Annotated in this window: 13 protein-coding genes, 2 tRNA genes and 1 other RNA gene; 8 read left to right on the forward strand and 8 right to left on the reverse strand. The window is 71.3% G+C overall.

The window, feature by feature from the left end:
- Positions 1–1,795 (reverse strand): DNA polymerase III subunit gamma and tau (locus DEF28_RS05755; protein ID WP_114446113.1); only part of this gene is annotated, 1,795 nt, incomplete at its 3' end.
- A 124-nt stretch (positions 1,796–1,919) separates the two neighbouring features.
- An RNA gene (gene ffs / locus DEF28_RS05760) (signal recognition particle sRNA small type) lies at positions 1,920–2,015 on the reverse strand.
- 74 nt (positions 2,016–2,089) lie between these two features.
- On the opposite strand from ffs, the gene DEF28_RS05765 reads away from it, so the two are divergent.
- From DEF28_RS05765 to DEF28_RS05775, 3 genes are all read left to right on the forward strand, one after another.
- A tRNA-Ser gene (locus DEF28_RS05765) sits at positions 2,090–2,177 on the forward strand.
- Positions 2,178–3,336: 1,159 nt separating this feature from the next.
- On the forward strand, positions 3,337–3,894 hold the full coding sequence (locus tag DEF28_RS05770) for a hypothetical protein (protein ID WP_114396192.1): 558 nt from the start codon (positions 3,337–3,339) through the stop codon (positions 3,892–3,894).
- A gap of 81 nt (positions 3,895–3,975) precedes the next feature.
- Positions 3,976–4,485, forward strand: coding sequence for a flavoprotein (locus DEF28_RS05775; RefSeq protein WP_114396193.1), 510 nt, complete (start codon positions 3,976–3,978; stop codon positions 4,483–4,485).
- A 238-nt stretch (positions 4,486–4,723) separates the two neighbouring features.
- Here the strand turns inward: DEF28_RS05775 and DEF28_RS05780 are convergent, their stop codons facing one another.
- The 5 genes from DEF28_RS05780 to DEF28_RS05800 form a co-directional block, all read right to left on the reverse strand.
- Positions 4,724–5,749 carry a DUF6924 domain-containing protein gene (locus DEF28_RS05780; protein ID WP_114396194.1) on the reverse strand — a complete coding sequence of 342 codons (1,026 nt, stop codon included), beginning with the start codon at positions 5,747–5,749 and terminating at the stop codon, positions 4,724–4,726.
- 322 nt (positions 5,750–6,071) lie between these two features.
- Positions 6,072–6,156, reverse strand: a tRNA-Ser gene (locus tag DEF28_RS05785).
- A 10-nt stretch (positions 6,157–6,166) separates the two neighbouring features.
- Positions 6,167–6,658 carry a nucleoside deaminase gene (locus DEF28_RS05790; protein WP_114396230.1) on the reverse strand — a complete coding sequence of 164 codons (492 nt, stop codon included), beginning with the start codon at positions 6,656–6,658 and terminating at the stop codon, positions 6,167–6,169.
- 11 nt (positions 6,659–6,669) lie between these two features.
- Positions 6,670–7,167, reverse strand: coding sequence for a tRNA adenosine deaminase-associated protein (locus DEF28_RS05795; protein WP_114396195.1), 498 nt, complete (start codon positions 7,165–7,167; stop codon positions 6,670–6,672).
- Positions 7,168–7,227: 60 nt separating this feature from the next.
- Positions 7,228–7,731 carry a tRNA adenosine deaminase-associated protein gene (locus DEF28_RS05800; RefSeq protein WP_114396196.1) on the reverse strand — a complete coding sequence of 168 codons (504 nt, stop codon included), beginning with the start codon at positions 7,729–7,731 and terminating at the stop codon, positions 7,228–7,230.
- A gap of 483 nt (positions 7,732–8,214) precedes the next feature.
- Here DEF28_RS05800 and upp point away from each other — a divergent pair, with 483 nt between their 5' ends.
- From upp to DEF28_RS05815, 4 genes are all read left to right on the forward strand, one after another.
- Positions 8,215–8,868: a uracil phosphoribosyltransferase gene (upp, locus tag DEF28_RS05805; RefSeq protein WP_114396197.1), complete on the forward strand. Its 654-nt coding sequence runs from the start codon at positions 8,215–8,217 to the stop codon at positions 8,866–8,868.
- A 466-nt stretch (positions 8,869–9,334) separates the two neighbouring features.
- The gene (locus DEF28_RS05810) at positions 9,335–9,559 is read left to right on the forward strand and encodes a hypothetical protein (RefSeq protein ID WP_114396198.1); all 225 of its coding nucleotides are present in this window, start codon (positions 9,335–9,337) and stop codon (positions 9,557–9,559) included.
- A gap of 150 nt (positions 9,560–9,709) precedes the next feature.
- The gene (locus DEF28_RS27970) at positions 9,710–9,874 is read left to right on the forward strand and encodes a hypothetical protein (RefSeq protein ID WP_181874194.1); all 165 of its coding nucleotides are present in this window, start codon (positions 9,710–9,712) and stop codon (positions 9,872–9,874) included.
- Positions 9,875–9,890: 16 nt separating this feature from the next.
- Entirely contained in the window at positions 9,891–10,406 is a 516-nt protein-coding gene (locus tag DEF28_RS05815) for a PH domain-containing protein (protein ID WP_114396199.1), read from the forward strand.
- A 535-nt stretch (positions 10,407–10,941) separates the two neighbouring features.
- On the opposite strand, the gene dnaB is transcribed toward DEF28_RS05815, so the two are convergent.
- Positions 10,942–12,294, reverse strand: coding sequence for a replicative DNA helicase (gene dnaB, locus DEF28_RS05825; RefSeq protein WP_114396201.1), 1,353 nt, complete (start codon positions 12,292–12,294; stop codon positions 10,942–10,944).
- Between the two features lie 443 nt (positions 12,295–12,737).
- On the opposite strand from dnaB, the gene DEF28_RS05830 reads away from it, so the two are divergent.
- The gene (locus DEF28_RS05830) at positions 12,738–14,090 is read left to right on the forward strand and encodes an MATE family efflux transporter (protein ID WP_114396231.1); all 1,353 of its coding nucleotides are present in this window, start codon (positions 12,738–12,740) and stop codon (positions 14,088–14,090) included.
- Positions 14,091–14,095: the final 5 nt, after the last annotated feature.

Consider the following 14,095-nt stretch of genomic DNA (forward strand, 5'->3'; position numbering starts at 1 on the left):
GCGCCGGGCGCTGCGGTGCGGGCGGCGGAGCGCCGTTCTTGGCGACGGCGGCCACCCGGACCTCCACGCCGAGCACCTGCTGGATGGCCGCCTGCACGACCTGGTCGCTGCCGCTGTTGGAGAAGCCCTTGGCGTCGTTGGCCCGCTCGAAGCCGAGCTGCACCACCGCTCCGTCCATCCCCACGACCTGGACGTCGTTGCCGGTGAGGACCATCCACGTGAAGCGGCGGCGGCGCTTGACGGCCTCCAGTACCTGCGGCCAGGCCGCATGGATGGCGCTGGCCTGCGGTCCACCGCCTCCCGCGTGCGCGGCGGGCGGCGGTGCCGCGCTCACGGGCGGCTGCGCGGGCCGGGGCGCGGATCCCGGACCGCCCTGTCCCGGGCGTGCCGCGTCCGGCCAGTCGCCGGCCGGCCCGGACACCGGGGCGGGATCCGGCCGGGACGCCGGCGCGGGCCGCTGCGCGGCGGCCGGCGCGGGGTCGGCCGGGCGGACCGGACGCGGGTCCGGAGCGGGATCCGGCGTGCGCGGCGGTGCGCCGGCGGCGGACGCGGAGGCCGGCTGCGGGGCGGCCGGCGCGGCCGGCGCGGCCGGCGCGGCCGACGGCTGCGGTGCCGCCGCCACCGGGCCGGACGCGACCCGGCGCTCCAGCTGTTCGAGCCGGGCCAGGAGCGCGGCTCCCTCGCCGCCGGTGTCGGTCCCGGGGAGCAGCACCCGCGCGCACAGCAGTTCCAGCAGCAGCCGGGGCGCGGTGGCGCCCCGCATTTCAGTCAGACCGGAGTTCAGGATGTCCGCCGCCCGGGTGAGCGTCGCCGGACCGAGCCGCTCGGCCTGCTCGCGCATGTGCGCCACCGCGTCCGGCGGGACGTTGATCAGCCCCTTGTCCAGCGCGTCCGGCACGGCGGCGAGCACGACGAGGTCGCGGGTGCGCTCCAGCAGGTCGGCGGTGAAGCGCCGCGGGTCGTGGCCGCCCTCGACCACGCGGTCGATCAGTCCGAACACGGCGGCGCCGTCCCGCGCCCCGAGAGCGTCCACCATCTCACTGAGCAGCCCGGAGTCGGTGTAGCCGAGCAGCGCGACCGCGCCCTCGCGGGTGATGCCGCGCTCGTCCGAGCCGGCCAGCAGCTGGTCGAGGATGGACAGCGAGTCCCGCGCGGAGCCGGCGCCCGCCCGCACCACCAGCGGCAGCGCGGCGGGGTCGAAGGGCACGTCCTCCTGGGTGAGGATCTGCTCCATGAGCTCGCGCAGCGTGCTCGGCGGGATCAGCCGGAACGGGTAGTGGTGGGTCCGGGAGCGGATCGTCCCGATGACCTTCTCGGGCTCGGTGGTGGCGAAGACGAACTTCAGGTGCGGAGGCGGCTCCTCCACGAGTTTCAGCAGCGCGTTGAACCCCTCGCGGGTCACCATGTGCGCCTCGTCGATGATGTAGACCTTGTACCGCGAGTTCACCGGCGCGAAGAAGGCGCGCTCGCGCAGGTCCCGAGCATCGTCCACACCACCGTGCGACGCCGCGTCGATCTCGATGACGTCGATGCTGCCGCCCCCGTCGGGCGCGAGCGCCACACACGAGTCGCAGACCCCGCAGGGATCGGGGGTGGGCCCCTTCTCGCAGTTCAGCGACCGGGCCAGGATCCGCGCACTCGACGTCTTGCCGCACCCCCGCGGCCCGCTGAACAGGTAGGCGTGGTTGATCCGCCCGTTGCGCAGCGCTTGGCGCAACGGCTCGGTGACGTGCTCCTGCCCGCGCACCTCGCCGAACGTCGCCGGCCGGTACTTGCGATACAGCGCGATACTCACGGCGCGCTCACTGCTCCCTTCGCGGACCGACCCCGGTGTCCACGCCCCATTCAACCCCGTACGGACAACAGCGCGCGCCACCTTCCACCGGTCCCCGAGACCCGAACGCCGCCCGCCCCGAGAAACAAGGGACCCCTCGCGCACCCGCCAGAGCTTACTTATCCTTGCTGCCTTCCGGCCCTGGGGAGGTTCGTAAGATGACGCCACACGAGGGGTCTGCGTGCCAGTGTAGCCGCTCCCCGCACCCCCCGAAACCGTTCGAACCACCGCGCGCCGCCCTGTACAGTTGGTCCCGGAGGATTCGCCTAGTGGCCTAGGGCGCACGCTTGGAAAGCGTGTTGGGGGCAACCCCTCACGAGTTCGAATCTCGTATCCTCCGCCAGTGCCTCACCGGGCACAACATCGAAGGGCCCCACCGCTTGCGGTGGGGCCCTTCGATGTTGTCCGTCCCAGTTCGCTGCCGGCAGCTCCCGGAGCACTTCACCCACATGCCGAGCGACCTTGCGGAGCGTGTCTCCCGAGCACGTGCGGGGCGGGCGCGCATAGCGGGCCACTCCACCGGGGGTGCGGGAGAGGCGCTCCAGGGGCTCCGGCCCCAGTCCGCGGCGTGGTCACCATTCCGGAGCGGGCGGGGACGTGGTCGGGTCGCCGGAGCGGGTGTCGGCATACGGGTTCGGGCGACGACCGCCCGCAGGCCGATCCGCGCTGCCAGGTGGTCGGCCTGGCTGGTGCCGTGTGCCGCCCAGGTCTCCTGCGGGCACACGGTGGCGGGCCGCAGTCCGGCAAGCGCCCCCGGAGCTGCGGCGCGCGCTCCCGCCAGGGCCCGAAGCGGCCCCAGACGTTCCACGTCACCACCCGCACGCAGGTGACGCTACCGCTCGGAGAGAGCCCGGTAACTGGCGCCATGGCGCCATCCGATGTGGCGGGCCGCCATCCCTCACGAACCCGGACACCCCGCACGGGCCGCACGTCGCCCGAAATCGACGCCCCGCCAAACCGCCGCCTTTTCCGCAAAACACCACCGGCATCCCGGGGCCCCGCCAGCAGCCGCCCCCTCGGAACAATTGTCGATATTCAAAGATCTGCGAAGATTTCTGAAGATGGGCATACGATCCGCAACACCCTGCCCCACACCACCCCACTACCTGCCAAAACGCCCCGAACAGCCCTGAATCTTATTGAACTGGCACAAGCTTCTTTGTGCCCCAAGACCATCACTTACCACGCGTCGGCGGTCGATCGCGAACTCCCCGAATTCTGATTACAGATGCGGGTAACTTAGAGAAAATCTCCCCCTTCGAGAGCGCACCCTGCGCGCACCGACACCGGGCCGCTCCAGGGGGAGATCCCGGGACGAGTACGCCAGTCACCGACATCGATCCGCCGAGGAACGCACGCCCATGCCCCCTGCCGAACGCCGCACCCATCCCCGCGCCATCCGACCGGCCGCCGCGCACGGCTCCGGTCCGACGACGGCCGGCCGGCCGCCCCGGGGCGCCTCCCGCGCCGGCCGGACCGTTCGCGGTGCGGAGCGTTGAACCGTGCGCCAGGACCCGCAACGCGAACTCGCCGTGCCGCAGCAGGGGCCACCGGCCACGCACTGCCGGTGCTGCTCCGCCCTGGCGCCCTCCCGGGACGCCCAGCACCTCGCCGCCCTGCTCCGCCGGATGCTCGCCCACCCGGCCGGCACCGAGGAGGTGGTCAGCGTCCTCGCCCAAGCCAGCACCGCGCACCCCGGACTCATCTCCGCGGTCACGACCGCCGTGGACTACCGGCAGCTTCCCGATCCCCGTGCCGCCGACGGGGTCGCGGAGCTGCGCTTCATCGCCCGGCGCCTCCGCCGGCGCACCGGCGACGTCCCCTACGAGAAGCTCTCCTCCTACGTACAGGGAGCGCCCTCGGCGGGGTCCCTGCACGGAGTCACCAACCCAGGCAGGGACGCCCGCAAACTCCCGTCCTGGAAGACCCTGGAGGGCTTCGTCACCGCCTGCCTGATCGCGCTGCTCCTCGACGCGCACGGCCCCGCCGGCCGTGCCTACATCGCCCAGTGGAAGGCGGCGTGGATCGCGATCGGCGACACCACCGACTCACGCCGCTGAGCGGCCGTCCGTTGACGTCCGCCATCCGCGTGCACGCATGACCCCTGCCCCTCCGCCGCCCCGGCTGGAAGACTGCGCCCCATGACCGAACGAACGCTCTACCTCACCGTCTCCGGTGCCTCGACCACGGAGGCGGAACCCGTCCCGGACCTGGCCCGCCTCCTCGTCACCCGCGGCTGGCGGGTCACCGTCGTCTCCACCCCCACGGGGGTCCGCTTCCATGATCCCGACGCGATCGAGGCGGCCACCGGCACGCCGGTCCGCAGCGAGTTCCGCATGCCCGGCACCGGTACCTCGCTTCCCCCTGCCGACGCCCTCCTGGCCTGCCCCTGGTCGTTCAACTCGACCAACAAGACCGCCCACGGGATCGCCGACACCTTCGCCGTGGCGCTGGTCTGCGAGATGATCGGCCGCGGTGTCCCCACGGTCATCGTTCCCAAGGCCGGCGCGCCGCTCGCCCGGCACCCGGCGTTCGCCCGCAGCCTGGCCGACCTGGAGTCGATGGTCCCGGTCACCGTCCTGTACGACCCCGCCCGGCCGCTGCCGCCCTGGCGCGAGGTCGCCGACGCCGTGTCCGCCGCGGCCGGATGAGTGGCCGGTCACGGACGCCCGCCGCTGGCGGTGGAGGTGGGCCCGCGCCCACGGAGGTCCGCCCTACCGCGGTCCCCGCACGATCAGCGCATCCGAGATCGAGATGGCTGGTGGTGCGGGAGAACGCCCCCAGTGCCGTCCCATTGCTTCTGACCGTCTCCCCACGAGTGGGAAGAACGCTCCGCCACCCCGCGTCGACGTGCGCATGCTGGTCCGCTCGTCGCCGCTTGCGGGCTGATCACCACGTGCGCCCCAAGCCGATGGCCTTCAGGGTCTCGTCGTCCATGTAGTCCTCGACGTCCTGGTTGCCGATCGACAGGTTGGCCACCATGGTCCCGACCTTGTCGGGGTCCAGCCGGAAGGCGCACCCGATGCGGCCCTCCAGAGGCACGGCCAGGACGCGGTGGCCGGGGTCGCGCATGGTGGCCCCGTCCGCGATCAACACAACCTCCCCCCATTCGCGCAGCACCGCCATCACCTGCTCCGGAGTGGCGCCCTCGAACACCGGGTCGTCCACCACGTCGATGTAGTCCCCGAAATCGTCGATGGGGCCCCCGTCCCCCGGCCGGTACACCGTGGCGAGGAGCGTTTCCCAGGCGGCGTCGTCGCTGAAGTCGGTGCGGACGATCAGGTCGGTGTCTCCCTGGGTGAGCAGGGGCAGGGCCGGGCTGGGCGGCGTGTAGCGCGGGACGGGGTCCAGCCTCTCCAGGTAGGCGCCCACGGGGTCGGGCAGGCCCGCCTCCCATTCATCGAGGTCCTCGTCCTCCTCGGGCTCCCATTCGGGGGCGATGGGCGACCACTCCTCGAAGTACTCGAAGGTGCTGTCCAAGTCGCTGTGCAGTACCAGGTAGGCCAGAGCGGCCTGGCGGGGTGTGATCCGGAACAGGTAGACGTCTCCGTCACCGTCACCTCGGAACGCCCGCAAAGGGCGCAGGTGCGGGGTGGCCGCGGTCCGATCGGTGGCCATCAGGACCAGGTCGGGGACCCACGTCCCGTCCCCGCCCAAAGCCTCGCGCACCTCCTCGGGGGCGGCGCCCCGCCAGGCGGGATCGTCCACGACCACCAGCCGCCGGGGAACGGTGCCCCCCTCCTGCGCGGGAGCGGGGGCACCGCCGCCCGGGCGCGCCGTGACCATGCCGGGCAGTTCGCCCATGCGGTGGAGCACGTCGCGCCAGGCGTCGTCGTCGTGGTCGGTGCGGATCAGCAGCATGCCGGGCACTCGGCTGCCCTCGTCGGCCGGGGGCAGGGGCAGGGCAGGACGCATCGGGGATACCTCGCGATGGGTGGTGGACGGGTCGTCTGTTCCTATCCGTCCCGACTGACAAAAAGCCGCTCCGCCCGGCCCTGCTGCCCGCCGAGAGCCACCCTCGGAGCCGCCGCCTCGTTGCGGCTCACCGGGTCCGCCTCATGTTCCCGACCGCCTGGGCGAGGTGGCCGATGCCATGGCCCGAGCCGGGTCGCCCCCAGCGGTAACGCGAAGAGCCGGCCACCCTCAGCCGTGTGCATCAAATGTGCACCGGCACCGGGCGACCGGCTCTGCTATCTCGCTCGGCCAGGCGTCTACCTGCGCAGACTCCGGCCGGAAGCGGTGGAGGTGGGATTTGAACCCACGGAAGGTTGCCCTTCACTCGCTTTCGAGGCGAGCGCCCTCGGCCGCTAGGCGACTCCACCGGGAGCCACTCTACCGGAGACGACGGCGTGCGAAGAACTCGATAAGGACCTCGCCGCAGCGGGCCGCGAGCTCGGGAGCGACCAGGTCGGGAGGGATCACCTCGGGGCGGTGGTTGAGGCGGCGGTCGCGGACCACGTCCCACAGCGAGCCGACGGCTCCGGCCTTGGGGTCGCGGGCGCCGTAGACGAGCCGGTCGACGCGGGCGAGGACGATCGCGCCGGCGCACATGGTGCAGGGCTCCAGTGTGACGGCCAGTGTGCAGCCGGTCAGCCGCCACTCGCCGAGGTGCGCGGCCGCCGCCCGGAGCGCGACGACCTCGGCGTGCGCGGTGGGGTCGCCGGTGGCCTCCCGCTCGTTGCGGCCGGTCCCGATGACGGTGCCGGACGCGTCCAGAACCACCGCGCCCACTGGGACGTCACCGGTGGCCTCGGTCGTCTGAGCCTGCGCCAGGGCCAGGCGGAGCGCGGCGTCCTGGCCGGCCCACGCCCCGGGGGAGTCCATGGCCGCCGCGTTCATCCCCGCAGCGCGTCCAGCGAGTCGGCGAACCCGGCCCGTTCGGCCAGCGCGGCGAGCGCGTCGGCGGGGAGGACGCCCTCGCGGTGGGTGAGCGCCAAAAGGTCCGTTCCAGGAGTCCCGAGGTCGGCGAGTACCTCGGAGTCGCCGACCGGCTCCGGATAGGGCGTCTGCCCGGTGCCCTCGGCGTCCTCCGCGACGTCGGGGTTGGCGGTCTCCAGCAGCAGCCCCACCACCGGGTAGCCGTGCACCACCCGCCGGTCGGAGAGGAAGACCCGGGGATCGGCGTGGTCGTCGACCCGCACGATCCCGAACCATTCGTCGTCGGCCTCCAGCACCAGCAGCATGGTGCCCTCGATCGCAGCGGGGTCCCACGCCCCGACGACGTCGCGCATGAGATCCGCGACGTCGTCGATTCCGTCGACATCCGCGAGGTCGACCTCAGCTCCCCTCCATGCACCAGCGGAGCGGGAAAAGACCGCTGAGAAGATCGACACCGTGGCTTCCCGTCCTCTCTTCGGGGGCGTCAGGCGGGGTGGTGTCCCGCACCGCTCCTGCTAGCCCAATGCGTCCAGTGCCCGCTGGAACGCCTGCTGGAACCCGAGCCGTTCGGAGATGCTGGCCAGCACCTCGTCCGGGTAGAGGTCGAGGTCGCCGGCGAGTGCGCCGAGTTCCATTTCGTCCAGCCCCAGGTCGGCCAGGATCGACAGGTCGCCCGCGGGCAGGACCTGGTCGAGGTCCTCGTCCTCGGGTACGTCGATGTCAAGGTACTCCAGTACCTCGCGCGCCACCGGCCAGTCGACAGAGGCCGTGACGTCGGAGAGGAAGAGGCTGACGTCGTCGCGCCCGTACACCCGCGCGATGATGAAGAAGTCGTCGCCGATGGAGACGAGGCCGATGGCTCCGCTGATGCTCGGTTGCTGACGGAGGGCGTGCAGCAGCCCCTTGAGGTCCTCGGTCACGGCCACCGGGAGCAGGTCGACGTCCCAGTAGTCCTCTTCCCGATAGGCGACGGCGGCGAAATCGTTGGAACCGTCGTCATCGTGTTCGAGCCCCGCCATGGTCACCCCGCCCGATTGGATCTGGCCGGGCCAGGATCGCAGATCGTGCGGGGCTGCGTCATCGTAACGGCTGCTCTCGCCCGTGACTCGGTCTCCCCAAGGGGAACCGTCTCCGTGATAGAAGTCCGCGCTCACACGTCCTATTAGAACGGACGCCCCGTCCGGAACAGAACGCGATCGCGAAGTTCGTCGCCGTTCGCCCCCGCTGGAGGGCCGTCGGTGTGACGCGGGGCGACCGCCGCGGTCCGCCCCTGCCCGCAAACCCGCTGGTGGCCAACGCACTGCGCCACCATGCGGTCGCACTGCGCGACCGCATGGTGTTTTTCTCCGAAAGCCGGACCGCCGGCCGCGGCGTCCCGGGTGGAGCCCCGGCCGCGGCCCCGCGCCGGCGACCGGGCGGAGGGGCCCCGCGGGCCCGCCGTTAGACTCGGACGCCGAACTTCGCCCCCGTTTCCCCAGCTCATCAGAGAGTGTGTCCTTGTGATGGAAATCCACGTCGTCGACCACCCGCTGGTCGCGCACAAGCTCACGACGCTGCGCGACGTACGCACCGACTCCCCGACCTTCCGCCGGCTGACCGACGAGCTGGTCACGCTGCTCGCCTACGAGGCCACGCGGGACGTGCGGGTGGCCGACGTCACGGTGGAGACCCCGGTGGCCCCGGCACCGGGCGTGCAGCTGACCCGGCCGACCCCGCTCGTCATCCCCATCCTGCGCGCCGGACTGGGCATGCTGGACGGGATGACCCGGCTGCTGCCGACCGCCGAGGTCGGTTTCCTCGGCATGGCGCGCGACGAGCGGACCCTCCAGCCGGCGACCTACGCCGACCGGCTGCCGCAGGACCTCTCCGGTCGGCAGTGCTACGTCCTCGACCCGATGCTGGCCACCGGCGGCACGCTCGCCGCCTCCATGCGGCTCCTGGTGGAGCGCGGGGCCGACCACATCACCGCCATCTGCCTGCTCGCCGCGCCCGAGGGCCTGGAGGCGGTCGAGCGGCTGCTCGCCGAAAGCCTCGGGGACGGCCACGCGGCCACCCTCCGCGTCGTCACCGCCGCCGTGGACGAGCGGCTGAACGAGCACGGCTTCATCGTGCCCGGTCTGGGCGACGCCGGCGACCGGCTGTACGGGTGCGTGTGACGGCGGGAGCGGTCACGTAGCAGGAGCCCGCACGCGCCCGGTCGGTCCGCCGGCCGGGCGCGGCCGTGTCCGGGGGTGCGACGGGTACCTGTCCGGCCGCCTCCGGACCCGCGGGGTATCTCTGAAGGCACGACGGGATTACCAGTAATTGCGTGACCGAAATGCGACACCCGGGGACAGGTTCCACACCTTCCACCAACAAAACGGGCCCTTCCGGCATTTTTTGTGCGAGCCGAATTCGTCCCGAGATGAAGATGTGACACATTAGAGTGATCCTGGTTGCAGGCGCTCCCTAACCCGGAGCCCTGACCCGCCCGAAACCACCGCACGAACGCCGCACCACTCCTTCCGACCCACTTCTCCGCCGTCGCCCTCCCCCAGCCGCCCCGCACTTGCTGTCCCCGTCACACCGAGCGGGGATACCGGCACGCACTGCCACCGAACATCCACAGCCCCGAGGAGTGACATGTCCCAGAACGCCGACATCGCGGCACGCGAGCTCTCCTCCGTGACCCGACGGCTGCGGACCGAGTTCGAGGGTGTCCACCGCGAGGAGACCGTCCTGAGGTGTGTGAAGGCCGCCCGGCAGGGCGCCCTGGAGGTCACCGGCCGCGCCACCGCGGACATGGTCGAGCGGATCGCCCGCCAGCACCTGCGAGTGCTGGCCCTGGCCTTCGCCGAGCACGGCTGACCAGGGCCGTCGCACATCGCCGTGATCAGCGCCACAACGCCCTGAACTGGGGCGGCACGCCGAAAACGGGCTGTCGTCTTTACGAAGACGATTCCCGATGCCACAATCAGCATGGGTTAGTGGGTCAGCTGCATTCTTGGGGAGTCGGTCATGGCGAAGTTGAAACAATGGCTGAAATATGCACTTATCGCCTTCGTCGCCTTCTATCTGCTCACTCAGCCCGAATCCGCGGCGGGTGTCATCCAGGCCGGTCTCGGCGGCCTGATGTCCGCTGCCGATTCCCTGTCCCGCTTCGTCAACGCGGTCGCGGTCTGACCAGGTCAGGCCCAGCATGAAGCTCGTCACCCCGGGCGATGCCGCACCCGCGTCGGTCAACCGCTACCTGCTGCCGCACGAGCAGCAGGTCATCACCATCCGCCGGCATCCCGCGATTCTCCTGGGGCCGGTCGCTCTGGTGCTGGGCAGCCTGATCTTCGCGGGAGTCATCAGCAACACCGCCCTCGCAGCCAACGCCACCGCGCTGGCCGTCATCTGGTGGGTCTGGCTGCTGGTCCTCGTCTGGTTCGTCTGGCGGGTCGCGGAGTGGTCGGTCGACTACTTCGTGATCACGTCGGCGCGGCTGCTGGCCACCTCGGGTCTGATCACCCGACAGGTCAACATGATGCCGCTGGGCAAAGTGACCGACATGCGGTTCGAGCGGTCGCTCATGGGGCGGCTGATCGGGTACGGCACGTTCGTCATGGAGTCCGCGGGTCAGGACCAGGCGCTCAGCCGGATCAACTTCGTTCCCTACCCCGAACAGCTTTACCTGGAGGTCGTGGGGCTGATCTTCCCCGGAGACGGTTGACGGAGAGGCCCTGCGCGAGCTCGCCAGGGGAAGCGCCCGCCACCAGCGGGCGCTTTTCTGTTTCCCGGGACTCGGACGCCCGAAAGCCCGCCGCCTCCCTGCCCGAATCCGGACTTTGGTGGATTCAAGTTGACTCGAAGGTGAACGCAAGGTTAACTGAGATCCTCACATCATCAACCAAGGGGGTGCCGCCATGGCTCGCAAGCTGAGCGAGGCGCCGCAGACCACCCGCCCCGCCTCGCCCCGCCGCCGGCGGTCACCCGCATCGCGCCGTGGTACCGCCGTCCGCGTCCCTGTCCGTACCTCGCCGGCGGAGCCCCGCCCCGTGGCGGCGCCGCCGGCGGCCGAGCCGGCCGCGCCCGGCGGCCCGCTGCTGCGCTGGGTCCTGGTCACCGGCGCCGACGGGCGCACCCGCCCCGAGGCGCGGTGGAGCTGACTTCGACGGCCCGACGGCTGCGGCCGGCCACCTGACGGGTGGCCGGCCGCAGCCGTTCGTCCCACTGGCGATCAGGCGACACGCCGGTTCGCCGACATGTCAGCCCGGCGCCATGTCGACGAACCGGCTGTAGTGGCCCTGGAACGCCACGGTGACCGTCGCTGTGGGGCCGTTCCGGTGCTTGGCGACGATGAGGTCCGCCTCACCCGCGCGCGGCGACTCCTTCTCGTGCACGTCCTCGCGGTACAGCAGGATCACCATGTCCGCGTCCTGCTCGATGGATCCACTCTCGCGGAGATCGCTCACCTGCGGTTTCTTGTCCGTCCGCTGTTCCGGGCCCCGGTTGAGCTGCGACAGCGCGATGACCGGGACCTCGAGCTCCTTGGCCAGCAGCTTCAGCGACCGCGACATCTCGGAGACCTCCTGCTGCCGGCTCTCGGCCCGGCCACCGGAACTCATCAGCTGGAGGTAGTCGACGATGACGAGCTTCAGGTCGTGCTGCTGCTTCAGCCGCCGGCACTTGGCCCGGATCTCCATCATCGACATGTTCGGCGAGTCGTCGATGAACAGCGGCGCACTTGCCACCTCGCCCATGCGGCGGGCCAGCCGGGTCCAGTCGTCGTCGGTCATCAGCCCGGAGCGCATCGTGTGCAGCGGCACCCGGGCCTCGGCCGAGAGGAGCCGCATGACGATCTCGTTGCGCCCCATCTCCAGGCTGAAGAACACGCTGGTCAACTGGTGCTTGATCGACGCGGCCCGGGCGAAGTCCAGGGCGAGGGTGCTCTTTCCCACGGCCGGCCGGGCCGCGATGATGATCATCTGCCCGGGATGCAGGCCGTTCGAGAGCTGGTCGAAGTCGGTGAAGCCCGTGGGGACGCCCGTCATCGAGCCGTCGTGGGCCGAGATGGCCTCGATCTCGTCCAGGGCACCCGGCATGATCTCGCTCAGCGGGAGGTAGTCCTCGCCGGTGCGCTTCTCGGCAACGCGGTAGATCTCGGCCTGGGCGCGGTCGACCAGGTCGTCGACCTCCCCGTCGCCGGAGTAGCCGATCTGGGCGATCCGGGTGCCGGCCTCGACCAGGCGGCGCAGGACGGCACGGTCGGCGACGATCCCGGCGTAGTAGCCGGCGTTCGCCGCGGTGGGGACCGCCTCCGTCAGAGTGTGCAGGTACGGGGCGCCGCCGACGCGGGTGATCTCGCCGCGCTTGGTGAGCTCGGCGTTGACCGAGATGGCGTCGACGGGCTCTCCCCTGGAGAACAGGTCGATGACCGTGTCGTAGATGGTCTGGTGGGCCGGCCGGTAGAAGTCGGCGGACCGGACGATCTCGACGACCTGGCTGATGGCCTCCTTCGACAGCAGCATGCCGCCCAGCACGCACTGCTCGGCCATGATGTCGTGCGGTGGCGTGCGTTCGAACCCGCTCTCCTGCGGCGGATGTTCAGCGACGCTCACAGACTCTCCCCCTCGGCCGCGGCCGACCCCTGCCAGAAGTACCCACCAGCGACGACCGGCGCGGGACCGCGATGCCGACCGGCCGAAGACAGCTGGGGGACGGACGTCGAGCGGCGTGCGTGGGGCGGCGTCGCACCGGACATCGAAGGCCGCGTCGGCCACTCTCGTCGCACCAGTCTGAAGGCTAGGCGGCGTCCCGCGCAAAACGGCCTGTGGATAACTTTGGGGACAGCCTGTGCACGACGGCCGGATTCCTGCGGATAGCTTGTGCACAACGCCTGTGGATAACTTGTCCACCCTCTCCATATACAGGCTCCCACCTGCGAAAACACTTCCCCACAGCTGTGCACGAAAGAAAGTTCGCAGATAGTTATCCACAGCTGCATCCACAGGAGCAGCCCGGGCCGGTGGCCCGCCGACCGACCGGGTAGCGTTGCATGGTCATGCCTCGCCTGCTGTCCGCCCCGCCGTTCCGGCACGCCCACGACCGCGAGATCGTGCGGCTCGCCGTGCCGACCTTCTTCGCGCTCATCACCGAGCCGCTGTTCCTACTGACCGACTCCGCCGTCATCGGCCACCTCGGCACCGCGCCGCTCGGCGGTCTCGGAGTCGCGAGCCAGGTCCTCATGACGCTGGCCAACCTGTGCGTGTTCCTGGCCTACGGAACCACCTCGGCGGTCGCGCGCCGGTTCGGTGCCGGGGACGTGACCGCCGGCATGCGGCACGGGGTCGACGGCATGTGGCTCGCGGTACTGCTCGGCGCGGCCATCGTCGCGGCGGGCTGGCCCATGGCCCCCTGGCTCGTGGACTGGCTCGGGGCCTCTCCCGCCGTCGCGCCGCACGCGCTGGTCTACCTGCGCATCAGCCTGCTGAGCATTCCGGCGCTGCTGGTGATCATGGCCGGCACCGGGGTGCTCCGGGGCCTGCAGGACGCACGGACGCCGCTCGTCGTCGCGGTGAGCGCCAACCTGGCCAACATCGTGCTGTGCGTGACGTTCGTCATCGGCTTCGGCTGGGGGGTGGCCGGGTCGGCGTGGGCCACGGTCATCGCCCAGACGGCCGGCGCGGCCGTGTACGTCGCCGTGGTGGGCCGCGCGGCACGTCGGCATTCCGTCGTGCTCCGCCCCAGCCTGGCCGGCCTGCGCGCCTCGGCCACCGCCGGATTCGCGCTCTTCGTCCGGACCGTCTCCCTGCGGGTGGTGCTGCTGATGACCACGGCGGTGGCGGCGCGCCTGGGCGACCCGGAGATCGCCGCGCACCAGGTGGCGTTCCAGCTCTGGTCGCTGCTGGTGTTCTCCATGGACGCCATCGCCGTCGCCGGGCAGGCGATCATCGGCCGCCAGCTCGGATCGGCCGACGTCGCGGGGACCCGTGCGGCGACCCGGCGCATGGTCGAGTGGGGCGTCATGCTGGGGATCGTCTTCGCCGTCCTCGTCCTGCTCGTCCGCCCGTGGGCCGCCCTGCCGTTCACCACCGATCCCCAGGTCGCCGGGCTGCTCTCGGGCGTGCTCCTGGTGGTAGCCCTGCTGCAGCCGGTGAGCGGCGTGGTGATGGTGCTGGACGGCATCCTCATGGGCGCCGGTGACCAGCGCTACCTGGCGTGGGCGAGTTTCTGGACGATGCTCGCCTTCGTCCCCTTCGGGCTGCTGCTGCCCTGGGCGGCGGAGCGCACCGCCGTGCCCGGCCTCGTCGGCCTGTGGCTGGCCTTCGGAGTGTGGATGCTCGTGCGCGGCCTCACCTTGGGGCTGCGGGCCCGTGGGGGCGCGTGGCTGGTCACCGGTGCCACGCGCCCGTGAACGAG

It is taken from the genome of Marinitenerispora sediminis, assembly GCF_003336425.1.
Taxonomy (GTDB): domain Bacteria; phylum Actinomycetota; class Actinomycetes; order Streptosporangiales; family Streptosporangiaceae; genus Marinitenerispora; species Marinitenerispora sediminis.

Bases quoted from the DNA above. Each gene is read 5' to 3' on its own strand.
- DEF28_RS05780 (WP_114396194.1), bottom strand. From the start codon at position 5,749: ATGCGTCCTGCCCTGCCCCTGCCCCCGGCCGACGAGGGCAGCCGAGTG.
- DEF28_RS05810 (WP_114396198.1), top strand. From the start codon at position 9,335: ATGTCCCAGAACGCCGACATCGCGGCACGCGAGCTCTCCTCCGTGACC.
- DEF28_RS05830 (WP_114396231.1), top strand. From the start codon at position 12,738: ATGCCTCGCCTGCTGTCCGCCCCGCCGTTCCGGCACGCCCACGACCGC.
- upp (WP_114396197.1), top strand. From the start codon at position 8,215: ATGGAAATCCACGTCGTCGACCACCCGCTGGTCGCGCACAAGCTCACG.
- DEF28_RS05790 (WP_114396230.1), bottom strand. From the start codon at position 6,658: ATGGACTCCCCCGGGGCGTGGGCCGGCCAGGACGCCGCGCTCCGCCTG.
- DEF28_RS05815 (WP_114396199.1), top strand. From the start codon at position 9,891: ATGAAGCTCGTCACCCCGGGCGATGCCGCACCCGCGTCGGTCAACCGC.
- DEF28_RS05800 (WP_114396196.1), bottom strand. From the start codon at position 7,731: ATGGCGGGGCTCGAACACGATGACGACGGTTCCAACGATTTCGCCGCC.
- DEF28_RS05775 (WP_114396193.1), top strand. From the start codon at position 3,976: ATGACCGAACGAACGCTCTACCTCACCGTCTCCGGTGCCTCGACCACG.
- DEF28_RS27970 (WP_181874194.1), top strand. From the start codon at position 9,710: ATGGCGAAGTTGAAACAATGGCTGAAATATGCACTTATCGCCTTCGTC.